Annotated in this window: 15 protein-coding genes; 11 read left to right on the top strand and 4 right to left on the bottom strand. The window is 43.2% G+C overall.

Going from position 1 to position 13,662, the window contains the following annotated elements; genetic code table 11:
• Positions 1-48: 48 nt before the first annotated feature.
• Both mbcS and QYG89_RS03085 read left to right on the top strand, forming a co-directional pair.
• Positions 49-1,635, top strand: a complete 1,587-nt coding sequence (gene mbcS / locus QYG89_RS03090; protein ID WP_404314414.1) for an acyl-CoA synthetase MbcS — start codon at positions 49-51, stop codon at positions 1,633-1,635.
• Positions 1,636-1,989: 354 nt separating this feature from the next.
• A complete protein-coding gene (locus QYG89_RS03085) occupies positions 1,990-2,355 on the top strand; it encodes an EamA family transporter (RefSeq protein ID WP_404314412.1) in 366 nt (121 codons plus the stop codon).
• 227 nt (positions 2,356-2,582) lie between these two features.
• On the opposite strand, the gene QYG89_RS03080 is transcribed toward QYG89_RS03085, so the two are convergent.
• Complete coding sequence (locus tag QYG89_RS03080) at positions 2,583-3,383, bottom strand: NAD kinase (protein ID WP_404314410.1); 801 nt, start codon at positions 3,381-3,383, stop codon at positions 2,583-2,585.
• A gap of 178 nt (positions 3,384-3,561) precedes the next feature.
• Between QYG89_RS03080 and sppA the strand changes: the two genes are divergently transcribed.
• From sppA to QYG89_RS03040, 8 genes are all read left to right on the top strand, one after another.
• Complete coding sequence (sppA, locus tag QYG89_RS03075) at positions 3,562-4,572, top strand: signal peptide peptidase SppA (protein WP_404314408.1); 1,011 nt, start codon at positions 3,562-3,564, stop codon at positions 4,570-4,572.
• Between the two features lie 13 nt (positions 4,573-4,585).
• Positions 4,586-5,170 carry an RDD family protein gene (locus tag QYG89_RS03070; RefSeq protein ID WP_404314406.1) on the top strand — a complete coding sequence of 195 codons (585 nt, stop codon included), beginning with the start codon at positions 4,586-4,588 and terminating at the stop codon, positions 5,168-5,170.
• Between the two features lie 116 nt (positions 5,171-5,286).
• Positions 5,287-5,919 (top strand): DUF2953 domain-containing protein, encoded by a 633-nt coding sequence (locus tag QYG89_RS03065; protein ID WP_404314404.1) that lies wholly within the window; start codon positions 5,287-5,289, stop codon positions 5,917-5,919.
• 15 nt (positions 5,920-5,934) lie between these two features.
• Positions 5,935-6,369 carry a GerW family sporulation protein gene (gene ytfJ / locus QYG89_RS03060; RefSeq protein WP_404314402.1) on the top strand — a complete coding sequence of 145 codons (435 nt, stop codon included), beginning with the start codon at positions 5,935-5,937 and terminating at the stop codon, positions 6,367-6,369.
• A gap of 125 nt (positions 6,370-6,494) precedes the next feature.
• Positions 6,495-6,995, top strand: coding sequence for a thiol peroxidase (tpx, locus tag QYG89_RS03055; protein ID WP_404314400.1), 501 nt, complete (start codon positions 6,495-6,497; stop codon positions 6,993-6,995).
• A gap of 221 nt (positions 6,996-7,216) precedes the next feature.
• Positions 7,217-8,209 carry a class I SAM-dependent methyltransferase gene (locus tag QYG89_RS03050; protein ID WP_404314398.1) on the top strand — a complete coding sequence of 331 codons (993 nt, stop codon included), beginning with the start codon at positions 7,217-7,219 and terminating at the stop codon, positions 8,207-8,209.
• A 72-nt stretch (positions 8,210-8,281) separates the two neighbouring features.
• The gene (locus QYG89_RS03045) at positions 8,282-9,472 is read left to right on the top strand and encodes an acetate kinase (protein WP_404314396.1); all 1,191 of its coding nucleotides are present in this window, start codon (positions 8,282-8,284) and stop codon (positions 9,470-9,472) included.
• A gap of 74 nt (positions 9,473-9,546) precedes the next feature.
• The gene (locus tag QYG89_RS03040) at positions 9,547-9,699 is read left to right on the top strand and encodes a hypothetical protein (RefSeq protein WP_404314394.1); all 153 of its coding nucleotides are present in this window, start codon (positions 9,547-9,549) and stop codon (positions 9,697-9,699) included.
• Between the two features lie 70 nt (positions 9,700-9,769).
• Here the strand turns inward: QYG89_RS03040 and QYG89_RS03035 are convergent, their stop codons facing one another.
• On the bottom strand, positions 9,770-10,402 hold the full coding sequence (locus QYG89_RS03035) for a YitT family protein (RefSeq protein WP_404314392.1): 633 nt from the start codon (positions 10,400-10,402) through the stop codon (positions 9,770-9,772).
• Between the two features lie 197 nt (positions 10,403-10,599).
• On the opposite strand from QYG89_RS03035, the gene QYG89_RS03030 reads away from it, so the two are divergent.
• On the top strand, positions 10,600-11,445 hold the full coding sequence (locus tag QYG89_RS03030; RefSeq protein ID WP_404314390.1) for an EcsC family protein: 846 nt from the start codon (positions 10,600-10,602) through the stop codon (positions 11,443-11,445).
• A gap of 70 nt (positions 11,446-11,515) precedes the next feature.
• On the opposite strand, the gene QYG89_RS03025 is transcribed toward QYG89_RS03030, so the two are convergent.
• Both QYG89_RS03025 and QYG89_RS03020 read right to left on the bottom strand, forming a co-directional pair.
• Positions 11,516-13,165, bottom strand: coding sequence for a b(o/a)3-type cytochrome-c oxidase subunit 1 (locus tag QYG89_RS03025; protein ID WP_404314388.1), 1,650 nt, complete (start codon positions 13,163-13,165; stop codon positions 11,516-11,518).
• Positions 13,162-13,650, bottom strand: a complete 489-nt coding sequence (locus QYG89_RS03020; RefSeq protein WP_404314386.1) for a cytochrome c oxidase subunit II — start codon at positions 13,648-13,650, stop codon at positions 13,162-13,164. The genes QYG89_RS03025 and QYG89_RS03020 overlap by 4 nt, the downstream gene beginning before the upstream one ends.
• Between the last annotated feature and the right edge of the window lie 12 nt (positions 13,651-13,662).

Raw genomic sequence — 13,662 nt, 5'->3', positions numbered from 1 at the left:
TTTATGTTAAATAATGAATGAACGTATATTAATCAAGGGGGGACGTTGATGAAGAGAGAAGATTTATTGGCACCTGAAAGATATAACATTGTAATGGAAGTGGAGAAATTCGCAAAGGACCCCGCCCGTCTAGCATTAAAGTGGGAAAACGAAGCAGGCGAGAAACAAGAAATAACATACGTACAGTTAATGAAAAATGCGAACAAGATTGGAAATGTCTTTCTATCGAATGGATTGAAAAAAGGAGATCCTATTTTAATCATGGTGCCGCGCTTAATCGAGGCATATGAAATCTTTCTTGCCGCATTAAAAACCGGTTTAGTCATTATCCCAAGCGCAGAATTGCTGCGTACGAAAGATTTAAACTATCGAATTGAACATGCCGGTGTAAAAGGTGTCGTCTGTTATGCACCGTTCACCGAACAGTTTCAGAATGTAGATCAAATAGATGAATTAACTACACTTTCATTCGGTGGGGAAGTAGAAGGCTGGGTGAATCTTGAGCAAGCAATGCTTGAGGCTTCTGATGAATTGGTTATGGCGGAAACATCGAAGGATGACATTGCCTTTCTTCCTTATACGTCTGGCACGACAGGCAATCCTAAAGGTGTCGTACATACACATGCATGGGGATATGCTCACTTAAAAACAGCAGCTCCAAATTGGCTTGGTATTAAAGAGGGGGATGTTGTTTGGGCAACGGCGGGTCCGGGCTGGCAAAAATGGACGTGGAGCCCATTTTTATCTGTACTTGGTTCAGGAGCTGTAGGATTTGTTTATCATGGCAAATTTGAACCGAAAAAATATCTCGAGCTGCTAGAGAGAAATCGTATTAATGTATTGTGCTGTACCCCAACGGAATACCGCCTCATGGCCAAGGTGGACCATCTATCGGATTGCGATTTATCCAGTTTGCATAGCGCTGTTTCGGCCGGTGAGCCATTAAATCGGGAAGTCATTGACACATTTCGAAAATATTTTAATGTAGACGTGCGTGACGGATATGGCCAGACGGAAAGTACACTCGTGATTGGTGTGTTAAAAGGCATGAAAATAAAGCCTGGATCGATGGGTAAACCGACACCGGGCAATCGTGTGGAAATCATTGATGAAGAGGGCAAGCCGGTGGAAGCGGGGGTTGTCGGAGATATTGCTGTCCATATGGATACACCAGCGTTGTTCAAACATTACTATAGGGATCCGGAGCGGACCGCTATGCAGTTTAGAGGAGATTACTATTTAACGGGCGACAAAGCGAAAAAGGATGAAGACGGCTACTACTGGTTCGAGGGCCGCAGCGATGATATTATCATTAGCTCGGGCTATACGATCGGTCCTTTTGAGGTAGAGGATGCGCTCGTCAAGCATCCGCACGTCAAGGAATGCGCAGTTGTTGCTAGTCCCGATGAAATTCGCGGCCATATCGTGAAAGCATTTGTTGTGCTGCAAGACGGCATTGATCGGACGAGTTCAGAGCTCGTAGAAAAACTGCAAAATCATGTTAAATCAATCACAGCCCCTTATAAGTATCCTAGAGAAATTGAATTTGTCGATCATTTGCCGAAGACTTCTTCTGGAAAAATCCGCCGCGTTGAACTGCGGGAGGCGGAAAGAAAAGTGAAAAGCTCATTCTAGAAAGCCGATGTTATGTATAAAAGAAACCTGCTGTCTTCAGCGGGTTTCTTTTATACATAATGGGTTTAATGGGTTGGGCAACCAAACGTCCGATGTTTGGGTAAGAGTGAGGTGTTAGAATGAATGGACGAACAAAGGCAGGAGTAATATATATATTACTTGCCTGAGTATTGTGGGGAACGTTTCCGCTTTACTGGAAAATGCTCGAACATGTGACTGCCCAAGAGGTTCTCGCGAATCGGGTATTTTGGTCATTAATTACGATGTTGCTGCTTCTCTAGTTTACTAGAAAAATAGGAACGTTGAAGGCGACACTCAACATGATGAAACAAAGGCCGAAAGAAGCTGCGGTTCTTGCAGCCGCTTCTGTTCTTATCAGCTGCAGCCTTCTTAATATATTGGTGGTCAAAAGCAGAACTATCGCTGTTGTTTATTTCTTCTTCTACCGATTTGCTGCTGGTCGCCGGTGGAGTGGTCGCTGTACTGCCGATGCTGTTGTTTGCAAAAGGTGCCCCCATCGTCCCGCTTTCTGCGATCGGTGTTTTACAGTATGTTACTCCGACGATGACGCTGCTTCTTGGGATCTTCGTTTATCATGAACCATTTTCTAGTATCCTGCTAATCTCTTTTTCGTTTATTTGGACAGCGCTTGTCATTTTTACGTTTTCACAAAAGAGACGAATCAGTCATGAGAAAAAATACAAAAAAGGAAGTGCGTAACGAGCGATAGCCCGTTCGCCCTTCCTTTTTGTTCTTTTCTCCTACAACGATCCATAGTGATATTATATAGGGCTGTTGACAAACGCCTGCTTGTTTATGATTTTTCGGTTTTGCTTATAGAAAGACTGTGTTAATGATTCTTGTTGATTGGAGCGGAAGGCGCGATAGCGATGAGGGGGCTTCCGGACCGCCTGCAGCAGAAATCAACAGGGCAGTTTAACAAAGGCTTATAAAAAAGATCGTTTCACTTTGTGCCAGAAAGAGTTGTCTTTCAGTTTGACCGTTTTAATGCGTTTTTCGCTTAATGAAATTTTAATTTCTTCAATATGCTGAATGCTCATCGCTTCATTATCAAGGCCCATAATGGGATAATTGTTGCTGCCTTTGAGCATTTTTAGCGTAAGTGTACGGTCACCGCTTAAAATAAAAGAGGAGCCGAGCGTACGGTAGCGCTTGTTGTTTAATGAAGCGAGTTCGCTCACTTGCATGCATGGAAGAAGCGGATCGACAACGGCACCATTTACTGACTTATTATAAGCGGTGCTGCCAGTCGGAGTAGCGATAATCATTCCATCGCCCCGAAACATTTCAAAATGAAGGTCGTCGATGTACACATCCATTTCCATCGTTTTAATAATACTAGATTTAATGCTGAATTCATTTAAACAGTGAAACACAGCATTCTGATCGACAGAAATTTGTAAAACCGGGTAACGGCGCACCTCTAGTTCTGCTTTTGACATCAATTCAATTAAGCTTTCTGTATCACTTGCATGAAAATCGCAATACATATTCAAATCATTGAAGATCGAAATTCCTACATATAGACAATCCTCTCGGAATCCGCTTTTTCGAACTGCTTGCAAAAAGGTGCCGTCACCGCCGACACTGACGATGATGTTTGCCTGATCCGAACGGTCTACAACAGTAAAATCATACCGTTCTGCAAGTTTTTTCAGTTCGGTTACTTTCTCTGACACGTTTTTTCGGCGTGTTTCATAAAAATATACATTTCGGCGTTGATCCATAAAAAAATTCTCCTTTTTCTGGGAAGACTAGTAGGTTGTTTGTGGATGTTTTGTTAAAATAAGATAACTATGCCTAGTCCAAAGTGTTTAACATAGATTTTATCTATCAGTTGGACTATGTTGTAAGTGTATCATGGACTGGATTATTTTTCGAAGGCAAAAGGAAGGAGAGGATCAAGTGAGTAAGAAAAGAATCATTGCCTTGGCGCTTGCTGCTGGATTATTGATTGTGTCTATCATTGTCAATACAGCTTCTATTGCATTGACTTCTGATATTTCTGCTGTTTGGGAAACGGCTATGAGGGCAAGTGAAGAAGAGCTTACAGAGCATGTAGAGGAGGAAGGGAATGCAGGGGAGAAAATTGCTGTTTTGCCGGTTGAAGGTGTTATTCAAGATACGGGTACGACAGAGTCTTTTTTCTCTTCGCCAGGCTATAATCACCGGCAGTTTATGAAACAGCTGGATAAAGTGCAGGAGGACCGTACGGTAAAAGCGGTGATTCTTCAAGTGAATTCACCGGGCGGCGGTGTGGTTGAGAGCGCACAAATTCATAAAAAAATCATTGAAATAAAAGAAAAAACAAAAAAGCCGGTTTATGTATCGATGGGGGCTATGGCGGCATCCGGCGGCTATTATATATCTGCACCTGCTGATAAAATTTACGCCAGTCCAGAAACATTGACCGGCTCCCTCGGTGTGATTATGCAAAGCGTGAATTATTCAAAACTCGCTAAAAAATATGGTGTGGACTTCGTCACCATTAAGAGCGGTCCTCATAAAGACATTTTGAGCCCGACCCGCGAAATGACAGAAGAAGAAAGAAAGATTTTACAATCGATGATTAATAACTCTTATAACGGTTTTGTCGATGTCATTGCGAATGGCCGCGGCATGTCAAAAGAACAAGTGAGAAAAATAGCCGATGGTCGTGTATATGATGGCCGCCAGGCGAAAGAATTGAACTTAATTGACGGTTTCGGCTATCTTGAGGATACAATTGCAGCCTTGAAAAAGGCGGAGAATTTAAAGGATGCTCAAGTCGTTACGTATGAATCGAATCTAGGCCTGCCCTCATTCCTGACGATGAAAGCGCAGCAAATGATCGGTGGAAATGCAGAGGCTCATGCACTAATGAAAATTCTTTCACATCCAAATTCACCGCGGCTTATGTATTTGTACGCGGAGTAAAGGGGAGTAGATTATGAAGGAAGAATCAAATAAAGAATGGGAAGAACAGGAGCATCTAGGGACTGAAGAACAAGCGGCACAAGCGCATGATCAACAGAAAGAAGAAGCTCCCGATACCGACAAAATACAGAATACTGCCTCGGCTGCCCTCGCCTTGCATTACGCTGGTTTTTGGATGCGTTTCTGGGCATACCTGCTCGACTTAATCGTCATTGGCAGTATCTCGCGTCTATTCGTGTATCCTCTCTTTCGCTCGCTGGGCATAGACACAGCGTCAGGCGAACTGTTTTCTGCTATTAACATGGCTACGGTTGCTGTCTTTTATTTGTATTTTATGTTAATGACGAAAAAGTGGGGGCAGACGGTTGGTAAAATGGTGTTTGGCTTAAAAGTAATTTCATTGAAAAGCTCCGCGCTTTCTTGGAAAACCATTTTATTCAGGGAATGGATCGGCCGCTATATATCCGCTACGATTCCTTTCTTATACGTACTTGTCGCCTTCTTGTCAAAAAAACAGGGACTGCATGACTATTTTGCTGATACAACGGTGATCCACGAACATACGATGATTGTAAAAACATCTGCTCATACTGTGTAAATAGAGCTGCTGGCTAATGGCCGGCAGCTTTATTTATGCAGCCTATATAAGCACTGTTTCATGTTTACTTTCTTTTTCCAGCGGACAGACTGTTTAGCGGAAAAGGAGGGAGATAGATGATTTATCTTTGGTGGGGGAGCGCTATTTTAGCTGTAATCCTTATGATTCTTTTTTTATTGAAGATTCGAATATTTATTCATTTTCTCCGTATCCCAGGGTATAAGGAAGCGTATATCCGCTTTTTCCTTTTTCGTGGACTTTTCTCTTATACTTTTTATTTTCCTTTTAAGGACGATCAGGCACCCGATGCTGTAAAAAAAGGAATGAAGGAAGAAGTGACTTTTGAAGAGGCGCAGCACTTTGCTCAACAAGCGAAAGGTAAGCTGGAACGTGTAGAACATCTTCATCGTGTGACGCGCTCCTTTTTAAAGAAGATAGAAATTCATACATTCCTATGGCGGACGGCCATAGGAATGAAAGATGCCGCTTGGACAGGTACAGCGGCAGGTTCTCTTTGGGCGTTAAAAGGGGGCATCCTTTCAGCGGCAGGCCGCATGATGAAGATCACAGCAGCTCCCGAGATTGACGTTGTACCGGTCTTCGGGCAATCCATTTGGAAGGTAGAATGTTCATGTATGATTTCGTTTCGTGCAGGGCATGCTATAGCTGCAGTCATTTCGTTGTTTTTTCACCGGCGCCGCCGGAAAAAACATGTGAAGACAGGACCGGCTTTTCAAAAAAATGGCTAAAAGGGAGGGATAAATATGAGTGACCATCCAATTGAAGGATTGATGACGACAGCCATGGAAAACTTGAAAGATATGATCGACGTGAATACGATTATCGGTGATCCGGTAGAAACGCCTGACGGCAGCGTGATTATGACCGTTTCTAAAGTAGGATTCGGGTTTGCTGCCGGGGGAAGTGAATTTATGCGTGACAAGCAGGGCGGTGATCAAGGATCAAGCCCATTTGGCGGTGGAAGCGGCGGCGGAGTGTCGATTACGCCTATCGCTTTTTTAATCGTTAATTCAGACGGTGTTCGCCTGCTTCACTTAGATGAAAATACTCACCTGCTCGATAAAATCATTGATTTAGCGCCATCTGTGATTGATAAAATTCAAAGTATGCTCAACAAAAAAAAGCAGTCTTCTAAACCACCAGCAGAAAAAAAATCCTCCTCAGATTTTACGATTTGACGGGGGATTGAATATTTTCCCCTTGCTGTTCGTCAGCAAGGCTTTTTCTTTGTGTTTTTCTTTTAAATGAAAGGGAAAACAAGTATGATGGTAAGTGTGAAAATGATAGAGGAGGGATTATCAATATGGTGAAAGTCACATTTAAAGGGCATCCGATCTCATTGCTTGGAAATGAGGTAAAGGCAGGGGATCAGGCACCAGGTTTTACGGTATTGGCAAACGACTTATCTGAAGTAACATTAGCGGATTCTAATGGGAAAGTGCGCTTAATCAGCGTCATCCCTTCGATTGATACAGGTGTTTGTGATCAGCAGACACGCAAATTTAACGAAGAGGCATCACAAATTGATAATGTGCAGGTCATCACGATTTCTGCAGATCTGCCATTTGCGCAAAAACGCTGGTGTGCAGCAAGCGGACTAGAACATGTGAAAGTATATTCCGACCATCGTGATCTTTCGTTTGCGGAGGCATATGGGGTACATATGAAAGAACTGCGTTTGCTGGCGCGTTCCGTATTTGTTATTGACAGCCAAGACAAAGTTACATATGTTGAATATGTAAATGAGGGAACAGACCATCCAAATTATGAAAAGGCAATCGAAGCAGCAAAAGCAGCCAAGTAAAATAAAAACAGGGGGACTATTTTATAAGCCCCTGCAATAGAGGAAGAGGGTGTCCGAAAAGTAAAGGTTTCAGGCACCCTTCAGCTTATTATAAATGAATGCAGTAAGGTTCCTCGGCATATTAACTTAGCAGTGTGGACTGATATGAACAGTTCGATGATCAAATACAAAAGTAAGAGCCCTCAATCTTTTCTAAAGCAAGGCATACAGGAGGAACGAACATGAACAAACTATCCCCAATTGAACGCTTATTTAATACCTTCGATGAAACAGCGGTCATTCTTCAACAAGAACTGTCCTGTACCTATTTGGACGCATTGGCAGAAACGGCCGAAAACTTATTCCAACAAAAAGTGTTACAAGACGAAATGAGTGAGTTCGCTAAAAAGAAATTATGGAAAGCATATGAACAAGTGAAACTCTCTGACTATTCAAAAGAAGAAATACGCCAGGCGTATCAATTCTCTATTTTAAAAGGCATGCAGGAAAATGTGCAGCCGAACCATCAAATGACACCTGACTCTATCGGTTTATTTATGAGCTATTTACTAGAGAAGTTCATGGGAAAGGAGAAAGAGTTTACGATTCTTGATCCTGCAGTTGGGACAGGGAACTTGCTTTTAACGATCGTTAACCGCCAGCCGGAAGCGTCTATTTCAGCAATAGGAGTAGATGTGGACGATCTGCTCTTAAATCTTGCCTGGAGCGGTGCGAACTTGATGGAACATTCCACCCAGCTTTATAATCAAGATGCATTGGAACCGCTGTTTATTGATCCTGTTGATGCAGTGGTCTGTGATTTGCCAGTCGGCTGGTATCCAAATGACATCAGGGCAGCCGATTATGAATTAAAAGCAGAAGAAGGCCATTCATATGCTCACTATTTATTCATAGAACAAAGCATTAAGCATACGAAGCCTGGCGGTTATCTGTTCTTCTTAATTCCGAATGACTTGTTTGAAGGAGCTGGTGCCCAGCAGCTGCACCGCTTTTTACAAAAACATATTCACATTCAGGGACTGATTCAATTGCCGATGACAATGTTCAAAAATAAACAAGCGGCGAAAAGTATTTTAATTTTACAAAAGCAAACCGAAGGCCTGCCTGCTCCAAAGCAAGTCTTTCTAGCCTCTATGCCATCTATGAAAGACCGGCAAGCGATGCAGTCTATCATGGTTAAAATGGATGCTTGGTTTAAAGAAAACAAATCGTAGTCAGCTAGATCACTCGCAGCGGTCGCACCTGACATTACAGGAATGGTAACTCTTGAAAATGAGGAGATTTTTATGTCTAAAATTATAGCCATCAACGCCGGAAGCAGCTCTTTAAAGTTTCAGCTGTTTGATATGCCGGAAGAACGAGTCATCACGAAAGGGCTTGTCGAACGAATCGGCCTGCCGCAATCTTTATTCAACATTACAGTGGACGGCCACAAGCAAAAGGAGATCCTAGACATTCCGAACCATGCAGAAGCTGTTCGCATTCTGTTGCATAAATTAACAGGCCTTGGCATTATTGATTCGCTTGAAGAAATTGACGGCATCGGCCACCGGGTCGTTCACGGAGGAGAAGTATTTACTGACTCCGTGTTAATTACAGAAGAAGTAGAAGAGAAAATTGAGCAGTTATCTGATTTGGCTCCGCTGCATAATCCAGCGAATATAACGGGAATCCGCGCATTTAAAGCGGCTCTTCCTAGCGTGCCTGCGGTAGTAGTATTTGATACAGCTTTTCATCAGACGATGCCTGAAAGTTCCTTTTTGTATAGTTTGCCGTACCATTATTATACTGATTATGGCATCCGTAAATACGGATTTCATGGCACCTCCCATAAATATGTCTCGCAGCGAGCGGCTGAACTGCTTGAAAGACCGATTGAACAGCTGCGTTTAATTTCCTGTCATTTAGGAAATGGTGCGAGCATTGCCGCAATCAGCCACGGTCAATCAATTGATACATCTATGGGATTCACACCGCTTGCAGGGGTTACAATGGGCACAAGATCAGGAAATATTGATCCCGCTCTTCTTCCTTTTATTATGGAAAAGACAGGGAAGACGGCGGATGAGGTACTGAGCGTGTTAAATAAAGAATCTGGTATGCTGGGTGTGTCCGGTTTTTCAAGCGATCTGCGTGATATCGAAGAAGAAGCTGCCAAGGGAAATGAGCGCGCGAGTCTCGCACTTGAAGTATTTGCTGGCCGAATACATAAATATATTGGTTCGTACGCCGCCCGTATGTCTGGTGTCGATGCCATTATTTTCACAGCTGGTATTGGTGAAAACAGCCCAGTCATCCGCAGCCGTGTTCTGCGCGGCCTTGAATTTATGGGCATCTATTGGGATGCTGCCCGTAACCAGATCCGAGGCGAGGAAGCCTTTATCAATCATCCGCATTCCCCGGTGAAGGTCATCGTCATTCCAACGGATGAAGAAGTAATGATCGCCCGGGACACGATGAAATTGGCTGGGCTATAAGGTAAGAAGGCTTTCGTCTCAAAGAATGAAAGGTTCACTCCTGGATATTATATGAAAGAAAGGAGTGGAACCTCATGAAGAAACGAAAGGATATCGAGGAACCGATAATAGCTGAGGGCATTGACACGGAGGATCAATTAAAAGAGAAGGCAACTCAAGAAGAGATTTCTAGAGGAGAGTATACGGAAGTAATTACGTTATCCTTAGATGAAAATGATCCAAGTTAATAGGTGAAAGAAAAAAGAAGCCATTGTCCCGTGCCTTGTCCAAAGGTGTGAGGAATGGCTTCTTTTTCTTTTATCTAGGGTAAAGGCTGATCGATTTGAATGAAGTCAATATAGCAATCAGGACCGAAACACATATGATGGTAAACAAGGAATAGATTAATTTCGGATCTTTAAATAGAAGTAAACCGGAAGCAAGGATAAGTGAGTCAATGAAAAAAACGATAAACCCTGCATTAATGGCAAAGTGCTTTGAAAGTAAAAGTGCCAGCAGGTCCACCCCGCCCGGAGAGATGTTATACCTTAGCATCAATCCTGTTCCCACTCCGATGAATAGACCGCCAACAGAGGCACTTGCCAAAATGGGAAGATGAACAATTCCGCTTAATGGAATGAGTAAATCAATCAAAATAGGAGTAATGAGAGTCCCGTATAAACTATTAAAAAAACAAGATCGGTCCAGCTTAAAGGCGAGAACATAAACAGGCAGGTTCACACAGATGATTGTAAGGCCTATTTTGAAATCCCATAAATAATTAAATAATAAACCAATCCCAAAAACCCCTCCCTCAAGAAGGTGAAAGGGAAGAATGAATAGATTAATTCCTAATCCGATTAGTAGTCCTGAAAGTCCGATGATGATCATTTTTCTCAGTATTTTTCTCCACTCCTTGTCCAGATGCCTTATTAAAAAGTATGCGTACAAAAAGCAGCCTATTCTTATAACTAGGCTATGTTAATGCTTATTATTGATGCTGCTGCTTCATTGATCGGAGCGGAAAGCAATAGGGGAGTGTAATGTAGCCTATAAATAAAAAAAGAGAAAGCTAGTGGAAATTGACAATCTTCCTTCGATCATAGAAAATAAAAAGACGAGAAACCGTACGAAAAGGGGGGTTCCAGATGGCTTGGACAGAACGAGACGAAGTGGTTTGGGAAGAGATTATGACATGGGAACAGTCACTTGCCGAACACGAAGGAAATGATTTTCAATATACATATTCAAAGTGGCTGAGTACAGCAATGGAAGCCATTCCAGAAGAGATGCTGTCTGCTTTTTTTGGACAATTGGACGGTGCCTTGTTTCATATGCACTCGCTGCTTCAAGGATCACAGTTTCAAAATGAGGCGCGAGAACGGATATTAACGTCTGCTCGTGTGTTTAGGGAAGATGTAAAGGTGATTGCCGATTTAAAAAAATTGACGATTGATCAGATCTGCTATTTAAATAGCCAGCAGTCATCAAGGCATCGCCTTTATTCTCTTATTCAAGGGGGAATTACGGGGACGGGCGGGGCCGTTCCGCTCGGCACAGACCTCGCAGTCATGGCTGCTCTCAATTTGCGAGCGGTGCAAATCACAGCGATGACGTATGGGTATGACCCGCAGATGCCATTTGAAATGATGGCTTCTTTAAAGGTTTTTCATGCTGCTTCACTGCCGGAACGATTGAAAATAGAAGGATGGCAGGAGCTGCTAATTGAACTGGAAGAACGTGATCACCCTTATTTTTATAAGGAAACGGAACAGCTGACCGACCTGACATGGATGGAGGGACCGGTCAAACAGCTCGGCAAGCTTCTTGCCATCACCCTGTTTAAAAATAAAAAAACGGCTAATCTGCCGCTCATTAGTCTGGCCATCGGTGCCGGAACGAATTATCGCCTGACAAAAAGCATTACTGAATTTGCTGAAAAATATTATCAATATCGCTGGCTGCAGGAAAAGAGAGAAGCGGCCAGAGCTTAACGTAAAGCGCTATCGTTTGATAAAGATGAATAAAAAACGCCTGGATGACATCATCCAAGCGTTTTTTTATTTACCATAGTTTATATCCTGGAGATCCTGGAGGTGCATGCTGAATCATATGCATAAATGGAATCGTATACGCGAGTAAAATTAATACGATAACAATCGTGATCCATAACCACCATTTGTCGAAGAACAGCGGTGTTTTTTCTGCCGATTCTTCGGGTTCTCCAATGGGGAATTCTTCCTCGCCTTTCGGTGCGAACCACAAGAGCTGAACGACGATATATAGAACTAAGATGATCCCAAGGAAAAGCATGGAACCGCCGACGGCTTGGGCGACTTGGTAAGGAATCCATTCAGCCGCTTGAACAGAATCGCCGTACGTAGAGAAAGACGAGCGTCTTGGTGCGCCGAATAGGCCTACCCAGTGCATCGCTCCTGACATGATCAGCATACCGATCGACCACACAACCGCCTGAACAATAGCTAGTTGGTTTAACTGCTTCGTGAACGTTCTTCCTGTTAAGTGAGGAATGAGCCAGTAAGCAGCACCGAAGAAAGTAAGAACGACTGTTGTGGCGATCGTTAAGTGAAAATGTCCGGTAACCCAAATCGTATTGTGAATGACTTGATTCAACTGATGCGATGCATTGATAATCCCGCCGGCACCCCCTGGAATAAAAGCAGCCATCCCGATAAAAGGTACAGTGAAGCGGGCATCTTTCCATGGAAGGACTTTTAACCAGCCAAATAGACTAGATGCCCCTTTTGACCGGCCGAATCGTTCAAATGTCGCAAACATACTGAACGCAGTCATTAAAGATGGAATAACGACCATCAGTGTCAGTACTACTTGAATATATTTCCAGATAGGAGAGATGCCGGGTTCAGTTAACTGATGGTGAAACCCGACAGGAATCGAAAAGAATAGGAACAAAATGAACGACATTCTTGCGAGTGAATCAGAGAAAATCTTGCCCCCGATTACTTTTGGAATGACAACATACCATACCATATAGGCAGGAAGCAGCCAAAAGTATACGAGCGGGTGGCCGAAATACCAGAAAAGTGTACGGCTGACTAATACATTGATGCCATCTGTCCATCCCATCGACCATGGAATGAATTGAAGTAAAACAGTAGCGGCTACACCTAGTGAACAGATGAGCCAAAGCGCCATATTAATGACAGCCATAAAGCTAAATAAGGGACCCACTTGACCGGGATGCTGCTTTTTCCATTTCGCATAATGAGTAAACATGGCAAATCCTGAAATCCAGCTGCCCACGACGACTAAAGCAAGGCCGATGTAAAAGCCGGCATGCGCTTGAAGTGGAGCATAAAAGGTATAAAGAACGGATGCTTCTCCTGTTAAGATATAAAAGGTAGTGAGAGAAGTACCGATCGTCATCGTCCAAAAACCAATCCAGCTGGAAAGGCGTGCTTTATCGGATAGAGCGCCTGCCGTGCGGCTCATGCCGGCAAATTGAAAGCCGATAATAAAGAATGTTGTTAAAATGAGAGCAAGTAAGACGCCATGAGCCGTGAGAATTTGATAATATCCGATGCCAGCGGGAAGCTCTACTTTGCCAGAGCGGACCAATACTTGAAGAAACCCGCAAACTCCGCCGAGAAATAAAGCGATAAATGCAACGATAATATGCGCTAAAGCCAGTTTTGCATCTTTTCTATTTACTTTCACTGCTATTTCGCTCATACGTGATCAACCACCTTTATTTTAGCGTGCATAAGGTGATGCCCGCCCCCACAGTATTCATTACATAAGAGAGTGAACTCGCCTTCGTTTCGGAAGACTTGGGTTGTTTCACTGACATGGCCGGGCTCAAGCATCATGTTGGCATTTGTGCCGGCAATCTCAAATCCGTGAACAACGTCTTTCGTCGTGGCAATAATATGGACTGTCGCCCCTTTTGGAATTTCTACAACTTTGTCTTGTGTACCGACATCAAAGGAAAAGGCAGAGGTTAATACGACAAGTTGGTATTCATTGTCACCAATCTTCTTCAATCCCGGCTCATCAAAAGGAGTGGTGGTCTCCACTGTCTTTGGATCGACGATCTTCCCTGAACTTGGCGGATGATGCCCGGATACAAATGCGTTGATTCCAACAATGACGAGAAATAGAACAAGAGAGCTGATTCCGAACACTAGCCATATCTTTTCATACTTGTGTAAATGCATAGGATTTCCCCC

Source organism: Bacillus lumedeiriae, from assembly GCF_044891285.1.
Lineage (GTDB): Bacteria > Bacillota > Bacilli > Bacillales > Domibacillaceae > Pseudobacillus > Pseudobacillus lumedeiriae.
This window is presented reverse-complemented; position numbering and strand designations above follow the sequence as displayed.